Genomic DNA, 19,656 nt, shown 5'->3' on the forward strand with positions numbered 1-19,656 from the left:
AATTGTTACTGTTATTTAAGATTTCTATACAGGAGGGAGTACCAAAGTTATTTTGAGCCTGTACTTTTTGGTAGCGCTTACTTTAAGTAGGTATTTCTATGGGTTCCTCAAGCGATATACTTGTTGGTCATGTGTTGAAAAATAAAAAAATAAGATACTTAGGAGGTGGAAAATGAATAAGGGGGTAAAGATCATCGGTGTAATTGTAAGCATAATTTTACTTTCAGTACTTTTGATCATCGCTCTAGTTAATGCACCATATATCTTACCTGAACAATTGGAACGTTTTCGCTTTTTTACGATAACAAATTATTATATGCAACAATTTATTTTCTGGGCTGCAGTCGTTTTTGCAATTGTTGTCGTTCTCATCTTATTATTTGTTCTTTTCTATCCAAAATCGAAAGGAACCTTCGTATTAAAGCACAAAGATGGAAAATTGACGTTGGATAAAAAAGCAATTGAAGGACTGACTCGTTCGTATCTACACGAAGAAGAGTTCATTCAATCACCAAAAGTCAAAGTACGATCAACAAAACAGAAAATCAATATTCATGTAAAAGGCGATTTAAAACGTACTTCTTCTCTTATTGGTAAAACAGAAATGTTGATGCAAGAAGTGAGAGATCAAGTTGCCAATGTCCTTGGTTCAGAACAAGAGATCAAAGTAGCTGTCAATTATAGTAGTTATCAAGAAGAAAAAGATTATGAAGACAAGCAGCACTCACGAGTAGAATAGGAGGGCACACAAATGAAAGAATTTTTTTCACTATATAAGCTCCCTATTATCTTTGGGGGTCTTGGCTTACTATTAGCCGTTTTATGGTTAACAGTTGGATTTTTTAAAACTCTTTTAATATTGATCATGACCGCTATTGGTGTGGGCCTTGGTTTTTATTTAAAAGAAACAAAATTATTAGATGAATATTTCAAATCATAGGAGGAATTTAATATGGAAAACAAAGATTTCAAAAACGTGAACACTACTACAGGTACAAATTCAGTTGTTGATACTACAGCAAAAGGTGAATTGACTTATGAAGACAAAGTCATTCAAAAAATCATTGGTTACGCATTGAAAGACGTTGACGGTTTGTTGACTCTTGATGGCGGATTTTTCTCAAACATTGCTGAGAAATTAGTCAATACAGATAACGTGACTGCTGGAATCAATGCAGAAGTTGGTAAAAAACAAGTAGCTGTTGATTTAGATGTAGTTGTTGAATATGGAAAAGATATCGAAAATATTTACGATCAAATCAAAGAATTGATCAGCACAGAAGTAAATGAAATGACTCATCTTGATGTGATCGAAGTTAACGTAAATGTTGTTGACATCAAAACACAAGCAGAATACGAAAAAGATCAAGAAACAGTACAAGACAAAGTAACTGATGCAGCAAAATCAACTGGTCAATTTGCTTCAAAACAAACTGACAAAGCAAAATCAGCTGTTGGCAAAGGTGCGCAAAAAGTAAAAGAAAATAATGAACCACGCGTACAATAAAGTTAATTTTATAGAATTTTAGGAGGAAACAATCATGGGATTTATTTGGTCATTAATCGTTGGTGGTATTATCGGAGCAATTGCAGGAGCAATCACAAATAAAGGTTCTTCAATGGGAATCATTGCGAATGTGATTGCAGGTCTAGTTGGATCAGCTATTGGTCAAGCACTTTTAGGTACTTGGGGTCCAGTGATCGGTGGAATGGCAATCGTACCATCACTTATCGGAGCAATCATTTTAGTATTGATCGTTTCATTCTTTGCACGTAAGCTTTAAGCAAAGGACACTTACTCAGATGTAATGATTTGAGATCAAAAAAGAGATCGACTAAACATTCTAACAGACCACAAAGAGTAGTTTTTATCCCTACTCTTTGTGGTCTGTTTGTTTGTCCATATTGTCGAATATCCATTTTTTGTCTTTTATAAATCGGTTAAGTAACTTGAACATGAAATTGTCCATAATAATAATATGCAAACTCTGTTATTTTGATATTAAAAAAATAAAAAAATGCTTAATCCATAGCGATCTTCGAGGTTTAACTGCTAGATAATTGTTATTTCTTGTCTTAACGTTAAAAGTTGCTATAGATAAGTTTTTTTTCTTTGTTATCCTTTTATTGAAATATTTTATGAAGAGTTTTCATAAGCATCATTTTATAACGTTGATTTCAATTTTTTATAATGAAACAAACAAAAAAACTAGGAGTTAAGAATATTTTCAAGATATTTACAAATAATATATGTAATCAAAATATTCGAACGTTAAGATGCAGATATGAAAGAAAACAACTGTCATAAAAAATATAAGGAAGAGCGGAGGGTCACTTATGATTAAGGTGATCGGATTACAGAAAACTTTTGATAATGGCTTTGAAGCATTGAAGAAAGTAGATTTTGCGATTGAAAGAGGAGAACTTGTTTGTCTTTTAGGTCCTAGTGGCTGTGGTAAATCAACAATGTTGAACCTCATCGCAGGACTATTACAACCGACAGATGGCGATATTCGTTTTAATGGACAGTCGGTCATAAAAACAGAACCTAAAGATCGTAATATTGGCTTTGTTTTTCAAAATTACGCGTTGTATCCACACATGACTGTCTTAGAGAACATCATGTTTTCTTTATTAGTTGGGGATAATAAAAAGAAAAAAGGGGAAGCAAAAGCGATTGCTGAAAAATATATGGATTTAACTAATATCAAAGAGTTGCAGAACAAGAAACCTGGAACTTTATCTGGTGGGCAACAACAACGAGTAGCCATCACGAGAGCCTTAGTACAAGAACCAGAAGTCTTATTATTGGATGAACCTTTAAGTAATCTCGATGCTCGACTACGCTTGAGGATCCGTGAAGAAATTCGCAGGTTAGTGAAAGAAGTGGGGATCACGACGATTTTTGTCACCCACGATCAAGAAGAAGCTCTATCGATCAGTGACAAAATCATCTTATTGGAAGATGGTAAGATACAACAAGATGATGATCCTCAAAATCTCTATTTAGAGCCGGAAAATTTATTCGTTGCGAAATTCATTGGTAATCCAATTATTAATTTTTTACCGATTGAAGTCGTCGATGTGCGGGTGAAACATGCGTCATTCAAAAAGTAAGATAACAAGTTTATCATCTTAGACCACTCGTGTAAACTTTATCCAATGAACGAGGCTTCTCCCAATCGTAGTGTTCTTGAACAAGTTGGACGAGTCTCAAAAGCCTTAGATGTGTGGCTAGACCAACCAGTAGGAGAAGTGCGGGGCCGATCTAGGGATTATTGATCCGATGGCAGCTAGAGTCAATGAGCATCCATATATTGAATTGATCAATCGAATACAGATGGATGCGACTGGAGCAGAGATTTCAGGAACAGCCTTATTCAATAATGAAGTGACTGGTTTGCCACAATCTGTTAGTATGCGTCATATTCTTACGAATTATATTTATCCGAATACTCTGGCTGTTGTACGAGTGACGGGACAAGAACTGAAAGCAGCACTCGAACAAACTGCTAGTTACTTAATGGCAACCGATGAAGGAATTACGTTTGATCCGAAGTATATTCACCCCAAACCTCAATATTATAACTATGATATGTATGAAGGTATCAATTACACAATTGATTTAAATCAACCCATCGGGCACCGTGTAACGCGCTTTGAGAAAGAAGGAGTACCGATTCCTTTAAATAAACCAATAGAAGTGGTGATCAATCAATATCGAGCAGTTGGTGGTGGAAATTATAAGATGTTTTCAGCGGAGAAGATCGTGAAAGAATATCTAATCGATATGACCGAATTGATTGCCGACTATTTCAAACGAAAAAAAGTGATAGATGCAAAAGTGAATCATAATTTCAACGTGATCGGCAAATAAAAATAGGATGAAAATCTCCCACAAATGCGTATACACCGCATTTGAGGGAGATTTTTCAGCGTTTATATTTATATTATGATTGAGACAGTTGTGCCAACAGCTCAGTATATCCCAATTCTCTTGCGTAATCTTCCGCAGTTTTCCCTTGATTGTCACGTAACGTTTTGTCTGCGCCATGATTCAACAGTTCTTGAACGATTTGTTGATAGATTTCAGAGCCATCACGTAAAGCAACTGCTTCAATCAACGCGGTATAACCATAATTATTTTGATGGTCGATGTCCACACGTGCGTCGGTTAACAGGAGTTTCACATTATCTAAATGCCCCTTTTCAGCTGCTGGAATCAAGGCGTTACCGCCAAAACGATTGACGATTGCTTGATTTGGTTCACGCTGTTCCAACATATAAGATAGAATCTCTGTTTTTCCTTGTGCTCCAGCGTAAAGGTAAGGGCTGTCTTGGATCGCATCTTGGATGTCGATTGACGCACCATGATCGATTAGAAGTTTGGCAATCTCGAAAAAATCATGATGGGTTGCCATCAGTAAAGGTGTCTCACCTTTGTCATTTTGTTCATCAATTGAATACTCTGTTTTTAAAATATCCTCTACTTTCATTCGATCGTTGTCTTCGACTGCGGCTAATAAACTGCCAGATGGGTAACTCATAAGCGATTCCTCCGTTTCCTCGATTAAATGCTTGGTTTCTTCAGTGGTTGCTTGGACGTCAGTAGAAGTAGTCCTTTTCGTTTGATCAGGAACAGTCATCTGCTGTGGCTCTTCACAACCCGTTAATGAAAACAATAAAACGGCAAAGGGCATAATCAGCCAAGCTTTCATAAATACTCCCCCTTTGTATCATCATATGATGAAGCAAACGATAGCGCAAATGAATGAACTTACACTAGCAAAAGCGTAAGGAGTTAATTGCTATTATAGTTAGATTTTTTTACAAATAATAAATTAGGCTCAAGTATTTTATTTGGAGCGAGTTTAGCAATTGGTGGGAATGAACCATCTGCACATGGATAGGTACAGTCTCCTATCAGTCGTGGGAACCAAGGACATTTAGACAGAGACACAAACTAGACTGCTGCTTTCCAAAAATATGGGGCGGTTATCAACGAACCTTAATCTTTAGAAGAATTAAAAGGATACCCACAAGCTGGACCAGCCGATGGACAAATTGCATCAGCAGGTGGTTCACTTGGTGATTTCAATCTTGATTAACAAACTTCACCACTTTGGACAAAATAATCGATCAAGGAGCAAACTTTTTTACATGGCGCTATACTGTTGGACATTCAACAACAAAATGGCATTATTACATGACAAAAGCAGATTGGAATCCAAACGATAAATTAGAACGTTCTGATTTTGAATTGAGCGGTACGATCAACCATAATGTAACACTAGCAACAACGACACCACACGCGATCAACGTACCAAGTGATCGTTTAGGTTACCATGTGATTTTAGCTGTTTGGGATGTAGCGGATACAGCTAATGCATTCTACAACGTGATTGATGTTGATGTAAAAAGTGATTCAGCTATTCCTGTGAAACCTCAAGCCCCTCAAAATATACGTGCTGAAAACGTGACTGCTTCTTCTGTAGAATTAGCATGGAATGGTCAAGCCAATACTGTATCATACAACGTTTACTGTGACGGTGAATTAGTTGGCAATACAAATGATCCGGAATTTAAAGACGCAGGACTAAATGAAGAAACAACCTACAACTATGCGATCGAAGCAGTTAGTCAAACTGGATTGACATCTGACAAAACAGCAAGTTCAGTAACAACTAGAGCGACAACTGCTGAAGAAAAACCAACTGCTCCTAAAAACTTACATTCAATGGGTGAAACGACTTCAAGCGTGTCATTGATGTGGGGAGCTTCAACCCATACACAAGGTATCAAACAATATGATATCTATCGTAATGGTCAGTTAGTGGCTTCAACGCCATCTACTAGCTACACAGATGAAAACTTGGCTTCTGGCACAACCTACTCATACGTGGTACGTGCAATCAGTACAACAGACGAAGTTTCAGATGCAAGTAACACTTTATCAGTGACAACGAAACAAGGTGAAACAATCAAAGGAATCCGTGAATGGAGAGTAGGTTCAATGGCTTCACCAGAACGTTATTCTATGAATGAAGAAGTAAGACACAATGGAAGAGTCTACATCACTATTGTTCCACATTTCAACTTTGGTGATGTTGCTTGGGCACCTGACCAAGCACCAACATTATTCCGCTTGAAATAATCAAATTCACACTCCGTGCATTTGACTGAACTGCGTGTTTTTGTATGAAGAAAAATAATCGTAAGAATGTTTAGTTGACAATGCTTCAGGTTGTCCGATACCATGACTATCATCAGGAATGATCATTCAACCAGAAAGTAGGAAAGCAAATGTTCAAACGAGTACCTTCAGAGTTAACAGAAAGAGAAAATTATAAACTATTGATTGGTTCAGTTATCCCTCGCCCGGTGGCAGTGGTTGCGACAAGATCTTCAAAAGGAGTGACCAATGTAGCACCATTTAGTTACTTCAATATCGTCAGTTCCAATCCGCCGATACTTTCTTTAGCTATCCAAAGAAAAAATGGAGAGTGGAAAGATACAGCTAAACATCTTATCGATACAAAAGAGGCCGTGCTCCATGTTCTAGACGAAAGAATACTTGTAGATGCGAATCAGACAGCTGCTAGCTTACCAAACGAAGAAAGTGAATTGTCGTTGACCTCTTTCACTACTTCCGAATCCGATACGATCAGCGTCCCAAGGATCAATGAAGCAAGTATTGCCTTTGAAACGACACTATACCAACATGTGCCGATCAAAAAAGGCCAAGAAACAACCGCTGATTTATTTTTACTGCAAATTTCTACTTATCAAATAAGTGAAGCTGTTTATGATGAACAAACAGGCTATATCGATCCGAAACAGTTACAACCAATCAGCCGCTTAGCAGGAAACGACTACGGTAAATTAGGTGAGATCATTCGCTTGTTACGTCCGGAATAAATATCCGGCTGATAACGCAGTTTTTTCTAGTGTAAAAATGATTTAAGAATCAAACGTTAGCTCTACATTTATTAAATAAAGTTTAATTTAGTTATTTTAATCTTTTTTTTATTGATTATCAATGGGAAGAGGAATATGATAAATTTTGTGAAAATCAAATAAGTACTAACCTTGTTAGGTGAGGCTCCTATACAAACATAGGCTATTGCCCAGAAACGTCGAAAGACGCCAATGGGTCAAACAGGAATTGTCGGATTAAGGCTTTTTCCAATAGCTAAGAATACGTTCTTTACGTTGTATAGTGCTAAAACTCGGACGATGAGATGATGCTAGGTCAGAAATCTTGTTCGAAAAGGTTTCTGACCTTTTCTTATGCTTTCTTTTCCTTTTTTGCTCGCTTTGCCTAACTTGTGTCTGGACAAGAAAGGGGATGCGCTGGAACAAGCTATTTGATTTTATCAATAAAGGTATTCGTCTCACTCCAAAGAATACCGAACGAAATAAAACAGAGAGACAAACAAAAAAGGTCGACGAGTTGCAGCTCAATCGACCCAAAGACATGTAAGAGAATAAACTCTTTACTTGATTCATCATAATAGACAAAGGTCCTCGTTTCAAGTAGAAGAGTTTGAAAGGAAGAGGCAACTGAATGAAACCATTTCAGAAAATCATATTAAGTATCTTGTTAGTACTTGCAATGGTCATTGGCTTTTTTTCTTTTGAATTTATCCAAGGGTTCTCCTCAGTGAAACAATCTGCAACAGTTGAGAAAGTCAATGCACAAGATGTCCCATCGATCATCAATGTAGCATTGATTGGTTCTGATGCACGATCAAAAGAAGAAAATGGTCGTTCGGATTCTTTGATGGTCGCCCAATATGATCAAAAGACCAAACAAGCCAAATTGATTTCTATCATGAGAGATTCTTACGTCTCTATTCCTGGTTATGGAATGAATAAGATCAATGCCGCCTATTCATATGGAGGTATCGACTTATTAAAACAAACCTTACAAGATAATTTCAAATTAGAGACCCCTTACTATGCAAGTATTACTTTTCAAGATTTTATTGATTATATCGATGAATTGTTTCCAGATGGCGTAACGATCGATGCAGAAAAAGATTTGGATTTAGATGGGGTAGCTATCAAAAAAGGAAAGCAAGCAATGGACGGAAATACCTTGTTGCAATATGCTCGTTTTCGTGAAGACGAAGAAGGTGATTTTGGACGGATCCGTAGACAACAACAAGTCGTTGAGGCGGTGGCCAGTCAATTGAAAGATGTCACATCGATCATCAAATTACCCAAGGCGATCGGCAAACTTTTAGGCAGTATCCAAACCAATCTACCGGAAAGTGTCCTGTTAGATTGTGGGTTAGATTTCCTAGATGACGAGAAGAAAATCAATACATTGTCCGTGCCCGTTGATAAAAGTTGGGACTTCAATGATAATACACCAGCTGGTAGTGTCTTGGAAATCGACTTGACTAAAAATCAGCAAGCGATACACGATTTTTTGGATAAATAACCATATTGATAAACCAGTTCCTAAAACGAACTGGTTTATTTTGATTAAAAAAAGTTAATATAAGAACAGTACTGGTTAAGAATCATTTGGGCTGCTGTTCTATTTCCTCTTCTATGTGTTAAAATATCTTTGATTCGTATTTTTAATAAAGAGAGGTATTCAAAACATGAAGAGGAGTGGCAGACAAAAGAAAAAATCGACCGGCATCTATATCGGAGCGGGAATCGTCTTCTTACTTGCGGCAGCTGGTGGTGGCTTCTTTTATTATCAACACGTTCAGGAACAACAAGCAGTAAAAGCTGGAGAACAAACGATTGAAGGATTTATTGACTCCCTGAATCAGGAAAATTATGAAGAAGCAGTAAAATCACTTCAAGTAGAGAAGGGTAGTGATCTTACTGAACAAGATATTTTAGAAAAATATCAAAATATTTATGGTGCAGCAGAGATCAGAGGGATCAAACTCTCAGACTTATCCGTTACAAAAAAAGAGAATGATACGTATGAGTTTACGTATAAAGCTAAAATGAATACGACGTTAGGTGAATTGAAAGATTTAGCATATGAAGGAACTCTGTCCAAAGAGGGGGACCAAACCAAAATCAATTGGCAGCCTAATTTGATTTTTCCGCAAATGGAAGGGCAAGATAAAGTTAGCTTGAGCACAGATGTAGCGTCGCGTGGCGAAATCTTGGACCGTAATAAACAGCCGTTAGCGACAACTGGGAAATTAAAACAATTAGGCGTCGTACCTGCGAAATTAGGTGAGGGTGAGGAAAAATCAGCGAATATCAAAGCAATCGCTGAAGCATTAGATTTGACGGAAGCCAGTATAGAACAGGCGATTTCTCAAGGTTGGGTCCAACCGGATTACTTTGTTCCTTTAAAAATCATTGATGGGGAAACACCAGAACTTCCCAATGGAGCAACGATCCAAGAAGTTGACGGTCGTTATTATCCGTTAGGGGAAGCCGCTGCCCAATTGATTGGCTACGTAGGAGATATCACCGCAGAAGACATTGAGAAAAATCCTGAGTTGAATAGTACAGGAAAAATCGGGCGTTCAGGTTTAGAAATGGCTTACGACAAAGAATTAAGAGGCACGAACGGTGGGAAATTAAGTGTCACAGATGAAGAAGGAAATGAAAAAGCTGTATTACTCCAACATGAAGTAAAAAATGGACAGGATATCCAGTTGACAATCGACGCCAATGCGCAAAAAACGGCATTCGACAGCTTAAATGGGAAACCAGGTTCTACTGTGGCGACAGCTCCTAAAACTGGAGATTTGTTGGCCCTTGTCAGTTCACCTAGTTATGACCCAAATAAAATGACGAACGGTATTTCCCAAGATGATTACAGAGCATATGAAGAAGACCCAAATCGTCCATTTATCAGTCGTTTTGCCACAGGTTATGCGCCAGGCTCAACATTCAAGATGATCACCGCAGCCATCGGCTTAGATAATGGGACATTGAATCCAGATGAAGTCTTAACGATCAATGGATTGAAGTGGCAAAAAGATAGCTCTTGGGGTTCTTACCAAGTGACACGTGTCAGTGACGTACCACAAGTCAACTTGAAAAATGCTTTAGTTTATTCTGATAATATCTATATGGCACAAGAAACATTGAAAATGGGGGAAGAAGCCTTTAGAAACGGACTTAATCAATTTATTTTTGGTGAAGATCTTGATTTACCGATCCCAATGAATCCTGCGCAGATCTCAAATGAAGACTCATTCAATTCGGAGATTTTGTTGGCAGATACAGGCTATGGACAAGGACAATTGTTGATCAATCCAATCCAACAAGCTGCAATGTATAGTGATTTTGCAAATAATGGCAGTTTAGTTTATCCACGATTAGTCATGGATCAGGAAACTAAAAATAAGAAAAATGTGATCAGTGAATCAAGTGTCCAAACGATTTTGCCAGATTTAGTCGATGTTGTGCAAGATCCTAACGGAACTGCACATTCTTTAGCTACTCTAGGAATTCCGCTTGCCGCGAAAACAGGAACAGCTGAAATCAAAGAAAAGCAGGATGAAAAAGGACAAGAAAACAGTTTCCTTTATGCGATAAATCCTGAAACAAATGGCTACTTGGTGATCAGCATGTTAGAAAACAGAGAAGAAGGCGATTCTGCTACTAATCGAGCGCCTGCTTTATTGCAGTATTTGAATCAAACTTACCAATAAACACAGAGTGTAAAATCGGATACAAAACCATCGGTTATTTTACTTTCTAGTGATACACTAGTCTATAGAAACGAGTGTAAATAACATTAGGAGGAGATAAGATGACTGATGTCCCAAGAGCAGTAAAAGCGGAGATGGCAGCAAGCATATTGAAGATCCAATTTGATAATGGGGAAACAAGATATTTAAAATCACATTTAGCAAAAGAACATGCAGAAGCTTTTTCGATGAAAAATGGCAAGAGAAAGAATAGTTTATTGGCTTCACAAACAACCTGGGTAGGATCGACCATTGAAATTCAACCAGATGGCACCCTTGTTCTGAATGAAAATGATTATTACTCACCAGAAGAGTTATGGAACGATAGCAAAGAGCATATGATTGGATCAAAAATAGAGCCCTTCTATTAGATTCGAGAAATCTAATAGAAAGGCTCTATTTATCTGAGAACGAATCACCCATGATACACTTTTCTAGTAAAGTATTTAAGAATCAATGGAGAGATCAAGGTACTTAATAAGATTACGATCACAAGTGGGGAATAATATTTTGCTTCGATTAATTGGCTTTGTTGTCCAATTTGCAAGATGATCAGCGCCATTTCACCACGTGAGATCATACCAGCTCCTACCATAAAGGCACTATTCGTTGAAAAGCCGGCTACTTTCGCACCTAGGTAACCACCACCAAGTTTAGTCATGACTGCAACAGTCGTTAGGATCAAGATAAAAATCAATTGTTCTCCAAAGTTAGAGAAATCGACTTCTAGTCCAACACTGACAAAAAAGACTGGAATAAATACGGCATAACCTAATGCCTCGACATTATGATACACTTCTTCTTTGACCGATGTTTGACTCACCGCGATTCCTGCAAAAAATGCACCAATAACTGAACTTAGTCCGATCAAATCAGCGATGTAGGACATACCTAGACATAAAACCAAGGAAACAATGATAATCGCAGAGTTGGCATAGATTTTTCCAGCTAGTGACATCAAAAATGGGGCAATCCATTTGACTAATAAAAATATAAAAATAAAGTAGATCACTTGCTCCAATAAAAGAAGCGGTAAAGGGAGGCTGCTACCAGATTCTCCTGTCAAAAATGATAAGCTGAAACTTAACACCAACACGACAAGAATGTCATCAACTACTGAAGCACCTAAGATAGTCGAACCTTCTTTTGTGTTGACTACATGAAGTTCTTTCAATACCTCAACAGAGATACTAACAGAAGTTGCTGCGAGGATGATTCCAAAGAAAATAGCTTCATTCCTTGTGACTTGGAAAATTTCACCCGTCAACCAACCAAATAATACGGGGAGTATGATCCCTAATAAAGCAACGAACATTCCTGGTCGAAAGTATTTTTTCAAAAGAGAAAGATCGCTTTCCAGTCCAGCTAAAAACATCAATAAAATGACACCTATTTCTGAAAAATCGTGGACGAGAATATTTGGATGCACCCATCCCAGACCAGCACCACCAAGCAAGACGCCAACGAGTAGTTGACCAATCACCGCAGGTACACCAAACCTCCGTGAAAGGTGAGAGCCAATGGTTGTCGCTAACAAGATCAAACAGAGAATACCTATAAATTCCATTCTTTTCATCCTTCCTTTCTCAAAAAAGAATTTATTTTATTCGTGTCAAATGACCTCCTACACAGGATAACATAAATAACGTTATTTATGTAGTGTCGTCCATTGTATGGATATATGAAAGCGCAGGACAAAAAAGGCTAGGCAATTAAGCCCAACCTCGAATTTAAATAACTAATCAATTGACATACATATTTCTTACTTTAAAGTAGTTGATGATTTCAGAAATCCCCATAAAGATCAAGATACCGCCAAAGATTTGGAAAAGTACCATCAAGCTTTGGAATGGATTAAATAGTAAAATCAATCCGCCAATCAGTAAAATCACGCTGTATAATGACCATCCTTTTGATTTTGTATTCAAACTGATGAACAATTGAAATGCGCCATTTGCTAAAATCATCAAGCCTAAAAGAATTGGCAAGATCGAAACGATTGCTGATGCAAATAAGAACACGATCAGTCCGAAAACCAGAAAAGCAATTGCACTGAAAAGTCCAAATCCCCAAACACCCGTTTTTTGCTTGTTTTTATAGGCTTCAAATAAATTGATCAGACCTAATAAAACAAAATAAGCAGTGATCAGATAGCCGACAAAATTAAACACGGCAGTTGGGTTGATGACTATGGCGATACCAGCAATGATATAAATCGCTGCTCGTAAAATAGCATGTCTTTGAAAATTACTTCGAATAAGTTCATACATTATTATAACCTCCTTTTTTTTATTTTAACGGTTATTGATGCTTAAACCAACTAATAACTAGTGATTCCATTATTTTCTTAGAATTTTTTCTATATTCTTTCCTTTAGCTAACTCATCGATCAACTTATCCAAATAACGAATTTCTTGCATCAATGACTCTTCAATATTTTCTACTCTAACCCCACAGATGACTCCAGTGATCAATTTACGATCAGGATTTAATCTCGGTGCCTCAGCAAAGAAAGTTTTGAAGTCCTTTTCCAGTTTGATCTGTTCCTCTAATTCAGCTTGTTCATAGCCGGTCATCCAATAAATGATTTGGTCAACTTCCTCTTTTGTACGATTTTTTCGTTCTGCTTTTTTTAGATAAAGAAGATAGACAGAAGAAAAGGGCATAGTAAAAATTCGATGTTCAGTCATAAAGAAGCTCCTTTTTCCATTATTATATAATGAACTGTTCGAAAAGAATAGCTATAGTGTCAAGTCTCATGAAAGTTCAGGAAACAGGGGATAGATAGTAAGGACGTTACAGGATACTGAGTAAATTGTATCTATGATGATCAATCAAAATCAGCGTAGTCACGTTCTTGTTTGATCTCAAAAATATAGGTAGCTAACTGAGCAATCATCTTTTTCCAATCATCTGGACGAACGATGCCGTTTAACAAATAAATCTTTTTGATACTCTCGGGTAGCTGGTTTAGTGGACAATCACTAATGACGATATCGCAACGCTCCATATAGTAACGTTGGATGACGATCGCTTCTTTTGAAAAGATTTGTTCAATTTTAACAATTAAATCTTTGCTGATATAAAAGTCTTTCGTATGATTCACACCGATAATGATCGGCGGTTGCTTTTTGAATCGGTCGTAGAAATGTAGTAATTCTTCGACTACCCATGAAATATTTTCTTTTTCTAGAAAATCTGGTAAGTAATGCCAATTTTCTTGCCGGAAGTTCTCATAAAATTCAGCGACCACGTTTCTTAAGTGTTCATAGTTTTTCTGATCCTTATAAAGCAAAAAAGTTGGTAAAGGTGTATTCGGCTGTTCGCTATCCAAAAAGGTATTGTGAAGTTTATTGATCGTAAAGGACAGTGCATATAACTTTTTTTGTTTTTCAGGTAGCTCTAAAGCGAAATGCTGACTGAATGTTTCGACTAAGTTCTTGGAATAAATCAAATAAGGAAAATCGATCGCTAACAGTCTTTGATAGTGCGTCAAACTTTGTTCTTCACTATCCAATTGAGAAATCGTTAGGCGTGCTAATAAATTGAGTAGGATTCGTTGTTCCCGACAAATCGGTAAATCAGGATTTAAAATATCCACATCAGGTTCAATTAGAAGATCAATATACTTAAACTGACTTAATTCTTTTTGAACATTTTCTAAAGAAGTCATGGGAAAATTATCCTGGCAAAGTTTTAAAAGAAGATACAACTTATCCAAGACGCCACCATTCATCCCATCCAATAACTCTTTCTTGAAGAAGACATGAAGAGTGTAATCGATTTTTTTTGGCTCTTCCTTGTGATAGGGAAGGGACGTATTAGCAAAAATCGTCCAATAAACATCTAGAAAACAATATTGGATTTGAACTTCACTACCAGTGATTATTTTTTTCCCTTTACTTGAAAACTTGAAGGAGATTCCATATAAAGCTAAAAATTGGTTGATTGCTTTCATTTTAGAATAGAGATAGGAAGGGCTGTAATTTGTCATTTGGCTGATCGTGACCATTGAGTTGACTTTTTGTCGAAGTAAAGCAGCGATGATTTGAAAATTAGTTGATTCAAAACAATATTTACCAAATAATTCGTAATAGCACGTCGCAAGATCATCATCATTCAAAGAAATTTTGATAAATTTCTTGTTTTTCACTACTTCAACACTATTTAAGCTTAAAGAATGAAAATCCTGTTCGATTTCATGGAGGTATAAAAGAAAATTTGAATCAGACATTTTAAAATAATCTGCTAGGTAGTGAGTAGTAATAAAGAACTGATGCTCCGCTAAAAAAAGGAAAATCTCAAGCTTTGTTACATTTTTCTTCTTTAATAAAAACTTTTTTATTGCTTCTTGTGTTTGCATTGAAATTCCTCCAATTGAAAATTTCTTTGTTTTCAACAAAAAAACAGTAAATCTTCCGTATCAATCTATATTATCTTATGTTTAACATGATAATGATATTAAATAGGAGGAATTCTCATGAAATATTTAAGTCTTCTCTTTGCTTCAGTACTACTGAGTAGTGTTTCTTTACCAGTGGAAGCTGCACAGACAGATGAACAACCTAGCAATGATGTCGCTCAACTAGCTTCTCATTCCGTCTGGGCAAATGTGAATCAAATCAAATTTTTAGAAGAACATGCTTTAGAAAACTCTGGTATCATAAGACTTAAACTAGGAGAGACAATCACGGTGAAAGCACTGGTGACTTATTCAGGGGATATCCAACCAATTTTACAGTCTGTTGTCCGATTTGAAAACGTTGATCCAGCTTTGAAGATCGAACACGATCCAGCTTCACTGGTATTCAACAACAAACTAGCAACTTTCACGTTTAATATTACATTAACACAACCAATCAATAGACCTGCTTTGTTTACCGTAAAAGTAGCAGATGGTCAACCTGAGGATAGACATCATTTGACACCATATAGTCAACGTCAAACAGTTGAACAAACAACTGGAGGAACAGGGGGCGTGACTGATCCAGATCCTAAACCGGATAATCCAGATGGAAATCCCGATGTGACACCGGATAATCCAAATGAGAACCCAGATGTGACACCGGATAATCCAAATGAGAACCCAGATGTGACACCGGATAATCCGGATGAAAATCCCGATGTGACACCGGATAATCCAGACGAGAACCCAGATGTGACACCGGATAATCCGGATGAAAATCCAGACGAGACACCGGATAATCCGGATGAGAACCCAGATGTGACACCGGATAATCCGGATGAGAACCCAGATGTGACACCGGATAATCCGGATGAGAACCCAGATGTGACACCGGATAATCCGGATGAGAACCCAGATGTGACACCGGATAATCCAGACGAGAACCCAGATGTGACACCGGATAATCCAGATGAGAATCCAGATGCAAAACCGGATAAACCAGAGGGGAACAATGGAAACTATGAAGGAGATAACGGGGAAGATGGACATGGTGGTGAAGAAGTGATCAAACCACAAATCCATCCTGAAGGCAACAATCCAACGCTCCCAATACCTGAGCAAGTAAAACCATTGTCTCAAATTCGAAGACAATCAAGTCTATCTATTGGTACGACAGATGGACTAGTAAATAAAAAATCGTTTGAAAGTGAGAAAGAAATTCTACCAATGACAAAAATAGCTCACTCTTCAAATCAAGTAGCTAATGATAAAAATTCTGCAACATCAACAGAGGAAGCAATGAAGCAATTCCCTAAAACAGGAGAGCATAATCGCTTCTTTCCATGGGTATTTGGTCTGTTGATCTCAGGAATGAGCATCGTTACTTTTAGGAAAATCAACTAATGATTCTAATAGGTAAAAAAATGCCTTGAAACATTCCGTTTCAAGGCATTTTTGCGTAGAAAATGATTAATAATCAGTTAACATAGTGGATTTGTTCTTCTTCAATCAATGGCTAGGTGAGTCATTTTGTACTATCCAAATCTTCTTTCGTCATTTCTACTGCATTAATTTGGCTATTTGTGTAAGTCGTGTAGTAATAGATTCCTTTATCCACATTGCAACAAGAAGAATAGATCGTATACTCAAATTTACCATTCCCAACATCACATAAGCTTTTTGTTGTTCGACCGATTTTAGGATATGGAAGAATTGACTAACACTTTCCTGTTCAGTTGTTGCTTTGACAGAATTTAATTTTGTAAATGCAACTTTGATAAAACGAGAAGCAGATGATAACTCTCTAGGTAAACCTAATCCGCCCATACCGCGAGAATAGACCGATAAATCAAGTTCATCGGAGAAATAGTTTTTAAGGGTAGTCGATGAGACTGACCGATAGTTATTCAAATTAAATAATTGATAGTCAAAGGTTGAATTAATTATTAGTACACTGATTGGATTATCATAAATTTTTAAACCTTCGGCAACTGAGCAATAACAACCGATGTTTCTTGATCTGCTAATAACCAATGAAGAGGAGATAACGGTAGTTCTTCACTGAAATTGATATTGACTAAATTGATATCTGTTAATAACGTACGAGCTTCTTCCACGTTTTTACATTGACTCAATATCCAAGGAATAAATTCAAATGGTTTGATATTGGTCTTTTCGGCATCTTCGTCAAACAAATGGGCATTTGCAGGGAAATTCAGACCAGCCATACTCAAACCTTTTTCATTTGTTGCATCATAATAGAGGGGGGATTGTCTACAACTGCTGCTATATCGATGATCGCATCGTGAGACTTTTGTTTTGGGGCTTTCCGATAAACAAAAGGGAAATTTCTTGGAGTGCTCGTCACCTGTTCATTATAAGAAATCTCTAAATCCAAATTCCGTCCAAAATAATGATCGTTTGGTGTGTAAGTAATAGATGTACACATTATAATAACCTCCTTTGTTTCATTCTATAGAAAGACAGACGATAAAAAAATACTAATAAAATGATTTTCGTTTTTTATAAATTGTAAAATTAAGAAAAAAAAACTCGGTAATGTGATTACCGAGCGTGTTGTTCTTTATTAAAATTTTTAAGCATTTTTTTAGTCAAATAAAGTAGCATAGATAATTCTTCTTCATCTAAAGGTAAAAAATCAAGGATCTTTTCTGGAATGTCTTTTGCTTGTTCTTCCAACAAATGTCCTTGTTCAGTTAGAGATAGGATAGATACTCGTTCATCCGAATCATCTCTTTTACGAGTGATATACTGCTTATTAGTTAATTTCTTTATTACAGGAGTCAAAGTGCCTGAATCCAAACACAAGATCTTTCCTAATTCCTTCATGGTGATTTGTTTTCTCTCCCATAAAACAAGTAATACAAGATACTGCGTATAAGTAAGATCCAGTGGCTTCAACAAGGGCGTATAGTAGCGAGTAATTTCTTTAGAGGTGGCATATAAAGGAAAGCATAATTGATTTTTAAGTAATAACTCCTCCAAATAGACCACCTCCTAATGTGTTCCTTTATAGCATACTTGTTTTTTCTAAAAAAATCTAGTTCTCTACGGCTGTCAAAGTAACTTCAATATTGCCAGCTGTTGCTTTTGAATAAGGACAAACTTTATGTGCAGCTTCTAGTAATTCTTGTGTTTCTTCGATTGATAAACCTTCAACTGAACCTTCGATCTCAACGCCTAACACAAAACTCATTTCACTTTCTGCATATAGAGACACTTGAGCGCTGATTGTTGATGCACCGTCAATATTTTTTTGTGTTTTGATCAAGTCTAGTGCGCTATTGAAACATGCGCTAAAGCCAGCGGCAAACAATTGTTCCGGATTTGTTGCATCTTCTACACGTTTACCTGGAGCTGCAATGTTAAGCTCGAATGAGTGATCTGGACTGTGTACTTCCCCAGAACGTCCGCCAGTGTTTATCATTTTTGTTGAATACATTTTTTTCATTAAAAATCACTCCTCTTTTTATATTTGATACAATTAAATTGTACACAATTTAATTAGGTAGAGCAACTAACTTGCTTTGAAAAAGTCTACTCCTGATTTATAAATAAAAACCAAGAGTAGACTTTTTTATAGGGATAGGTCCGTTCATTTTAATTGTGACATCATTCGATCGGATGGTACGTAAATCCACTACCCATGACTTCTGCTACACTATTGACGATGACAAAAGCATTCGGATCGATTTCTTCAATTATCGGTTTGACTTTTGAAAATTCTTGGTCAGTTACAACCATCAATAACACTTCTTTTGATAGATTACTATAACCGCCTCTAGCTTCTAGGATCGTGAATCCACGTCCAATCTCCTGACGTAAACGTGTATGGATTTCTAAAAGATGATTCTCGCTTAGAACCATGATCGATTTTTGACGATTTGTTCCTGTTTCAATGTAATTCATCACAATGGATGTAATTACGATCGATAGGATCGCATAGAGAAATTCATCAAATCCAAAAACAAATAAGGTTAAGGAAACAACGACAGCATCGGTCATCAAAAGTCCAATGGAAGTACTTAAATTGAAGTATTTTTTGAAGATAAGGGGAGGGATCGTGGTACCGCCGCTAGAAGAATTATTTTTGTATAAGATAGCTACACCCAAAGCAAAGATCGCACTGCCGAAAATGACTGATAAGAGACGATCAGGCGTGACCATATACTCTGGGACGATCTCAATGATCGCTGGGAAGACTAAACTACCAAATAATACTTTGAAGAAAGGTTTCTTGCCTAAAAAAATCAAGGCCAAGATCAACATGATGACATTCAAAACCAGTATAACTGTTGCTCGGTTCAAACCTAAAGCTGATTCAAGTAAAATACCAAGTCCACTTACGCCACCAGCTGCAATGTGATGCGGGCCTAAAAACATATTTATACTGATAGCTAAAATAGTTAAAGCAAACACTATCTTAATGTATGTCCAAATTATATTTCTACCGTATTTCATTTATCCACTTCCTACTATACATTTATTTCCAACTATTCTCATTATACATTAATTTTGTATAAAAGTTAACAAAGTTGAAAA

18 protein-coding genes, 3 pseudogenes and 1 riboswitch are annotated in these 19,656 nt (G+C 36.8%); of the genes and pseudogenes, 12 read left to right on the plus strand and 9 right to left on the minus strand.

Going from position 1 to position 19,656, the window contains the following annotated elements; all coding sequences use genetic code 11:
* Positions 1–172 precede the first annotated feature (172 nt).
* The 6 genes and pseudogenes from amaP to P3R27_RS04565 all read left to right on the plus strand — a co-directional run bounded on the left by amaP (position 173) and on the right by P3R27_RS04565 (position 3,877).
* Positions 173–739: an alkaline shock response membrane anchor protein AmaP gene (gene amaP, locus P3R27_RS04540; protein ID WP_034688710.1), complete on the plus strand. Its 567-nt coding sequence runs from the start codon at positions 173–175 to the stop codon at positions 737–739.
* Positions 740–751: 12 nt separating this feature from the next.
* Complete coding sequence (locus tag P3R27_RS04545) at positions 752–940, plus strand: DUF2273 domain-containing protein (protein WP_034688709.1); 189 nt, start codon at positions 752–754, stop codon at positions 938–940.
* A gap of 12 nt (positions 941–952) precedes the next feature.
* Positions 953–1,507 carry an Asp23/Gls24 family envelope stress response protein gene (locus P3R27_RS04550; RefSeq protein WP_034688708.1) on the plus strand — a complete coding sequence of 185 codons (555 nt, stop codon included), beginning with the start codon at positions 953–955 and terminating at the stop codon, positions 1,505–1,507.
* Positions 1,508–1,541: 34 nt separating this feature from the next.
* Entirely contained in the window at positions 1,542–1,784 is a 243-nt protein-coding gene (locus tag P3R27_RS04555; protein ID WP_010735387.1) for a GlsB/YeaQ/YmgE family stress response membrane protein, read from the plus strand.
* A 553-nt stretch (positions 1,785–2,337) separates the two neighbouring features.
* Positions 2,338–3,108, plus strand: a pseudogene (locus P3R27_RS04560) (ABC transporter ATP-binding protein); the annotation flags it as partial.
* A gap of 178 nt (positions 3,109–3,286) precedes the next feature.
* Entirely contained in the window at positions 3,287–3,877 is a 591-nt protein-coding gene (locus P3R27_RS04565) for a 5'-nucleotidase C-terminal domain-containing protein (RefSeq protein WP_404830961.1), read from the plus strand.
* Between the two features lie 73 nt (positions 3,878–3,950).
* On the opposite strand, the gene P3R27_RS04570 is transcribed toward P3R27_RS04565, so the two are convergent.
* On the minus strand, positions 3,951–4,718 hold the full coding sequence (locus tag P3R27_RS04570; protein WP_034688707.1) for an ankyrin repeat domain-containing protein: 768 nt from the start codon (positions 4,716–4,718) through the stop codon (positions 3,951–3,953).
* A gap of 135 nt (positions 4,719–4,853) precedes the next feature.
* Here P3R27_RS04570 and P3R27_RS04575 point away from each other — a divergent pair.
* From P3R27_RS04575 to P3R27_RS04595, 5 genes and pseudogenes are all read left to right on the plus strand, one after another.
* A pseudogene (locus tag P3R27_RS04575) lies at positions 4,854–6,154 on the plus strand (lytic polysaccharide monooxygenase).
* A gap of 149 nt (positions 6,155–6,303) precedes the next feature.
* On the plus strand, positions 6,304–6,918 hold the full coding sequence (locus tag P3R27_RS04580) for a flavin reductase family protein (protein WP_034688706.1): 615 nt from the start codon (positions 6,304–6,306) through the stop codon (positions 6,916–6,918).
* 163 nt (positions 6,919–7,081) lie between these two features.
* A riboswitch (M-box (ykoK) riboswitch) is annotated at positions 7,082–7,248 on the plus strand.
* Positions 7,249–7,567: 319 nt separating this feature from the next.
* The gene (locus P3R27_RS04585; RefSeq protein WP_301357245.1) at positions 7,568–8,449 is read left to right on the plus strand and encodes an LCP family protein; all 882 of its coding nucleotides are present in this window, start codon (positions 7,568–7,570) and stop codon (positions 8,447–8,449) included.
* Positions 8,450–8,615: 166 nt separating this feature from the next.
* Positions 8,616–10,649 (plus strand): penicillin-binding protein PBP4(5), encoded by a 2,034-nt coding sequence (pbp4, locus tag P3R27_RS04590; RefSeq protein WP_301399059.1) that lies wholly within the window; start codon positions 8,616–8,618, stop codon positions 10,647–10,649.
* A 101-nt stretch (positions 10,650–10,750) separates the two neighbouring features.
* Entirely contained in the window at positions 10,751–11,059 is a 309-nt protein-coding gene (locus tag P3R27_RS04595; protein WP_034688703.1) for a hypothetical protein, read from the plus strand.
* Positions 11,060–11,103: 44 nt separating this feature from the next.
* Here the strand turns inward: P3R27_RS04595 and P3R27_RS04600 are convergent, their stop codons facing one another.
* From P3R27_RS04600 to P3R27_RS04615, 4 genes are all read right to left on the minus strand, one after another.
* Positions 11,104–12,255, minus strand: coding sequence for a cation:proton antiporter (locus tag P3R27_RS04600; protein WP_034688702.1), 1,152 nt, complete (start codon positions 12,253–12,255; stop codon positions 11,104–11,106).
* Positions 12,256–12,430: 175 nt separating this feature from the next.
* Complete coding sequence (locus P3R27_RS04605; RefSeq protein ID WP_034688701.1) at positions 12,431–12,958, minus strand: DUF308 domain-containing protein; 528 nt, start codon at positions 12,956–12,958, stop codon at positions 12,431–12,433.
* A 69-nt stretch (positions 12,959–13,027) separates the two neighbouring features.
* Positions 13,028–13,378: a DUF2200 domain-containing protein gene (locus P3R27_RS04610; protein WP_034688699.1), complete on the minus strand. Its 351-nt coding sequence runs from the start codon at positions 13,376–13,378 to the stop codon at positions 13,028–13,030.
* Positions 13,379–13,518: 140 nt separating this feature from the next.
* Positions 13,519–15,051, minus strand: a complete 1,533-nt coding sequence (locus P3R27_RS04615; protein WP_034688697.1) for a helix-turn-helix domain-containing protein — start codon at positions 15,049–15,051, stop codon at positions 13,519–13,521.
* 117 nt (positions 15,052–15,168) lie between these two features.
* Between P3R27_RS04615 and P3R27_RS04620 the strand changes: the two genes are divergently transcribed.
* Positions 15,169–16,497 (plus strand): hypothetical protein, encoded by a 1,329-nt coding sequence (locus tag P3R27_RS04620; protein WP_051536184.1) that lies wholly within the window; start codon positions 15,169–15,171, stop codon positions 16,495–16,497.
* Between the two features lie 121 nt (positions 16,498–16,618).
* On the opposite strand, the pseudogene bsh reads toward P3R27_RS04620, so the two are convergent.
* From bsh to P3R27_RS04640, 4 genes and pseudogenes are all read right to left on the minus strand, one after another.
* Positions 16,619–17,542, minus strand: a pseudogene (bsh, locus tag P3R27_RS04625) (choloylglycine hydrolase).
* A 116-nt stretch (positions 17,543–17,658) separates the two neighbouring features.
* Complete coding sequence (locus P3R27_RS04630; protein ID WP_034688695.1) at positions 17,659–18,099, minus strand: MarR family winged helix-turn-helix transcriptional regulator; 441 nt, start codon at positions 18,097–18,099, stop codon at positions 17,659–17,661.
* A 55-nt stretch (positions 18,100–18,154) separates the two neighbouring features.
* Positions 18,155–18,565 carry an organic hydroperoxide resistance protein gene (locus P3R27_RS04635; RefSeq protein ID WP_010735406.1) on the minus strand — a complete coding sequence of 137 codons (411 nt, stop codon included), beginning with the start codon at positions 18,563–18,565 and terminating at the stop codon, positions 18,155–18,157.
* Positions 18,566–18,726: 161 nt separating this feature from the next.
* Positions 18,727–19,575 (minus strand): YitT family protein, encoded by an 849-nt coding sequence (locus tag P3R27_RS04640; protein ID WP_034688693.1) that lies wholly within the window; start codon positions 19,573–19,575, stop codon positions 18,727–18,729.
* Positions 19,576–19,656 lie beyond the last annotated feature (81 nt).

The sequence above is a fragment of the Enterococcus spodopteracolus genome, assembly GCF_030441955.1.
GTDB lineage: Bacteria > Bacillota > Bacilli > Lactobacillales > Enterococcaceae > Enterococcus_B > Enterococcus_B spodopteracolus.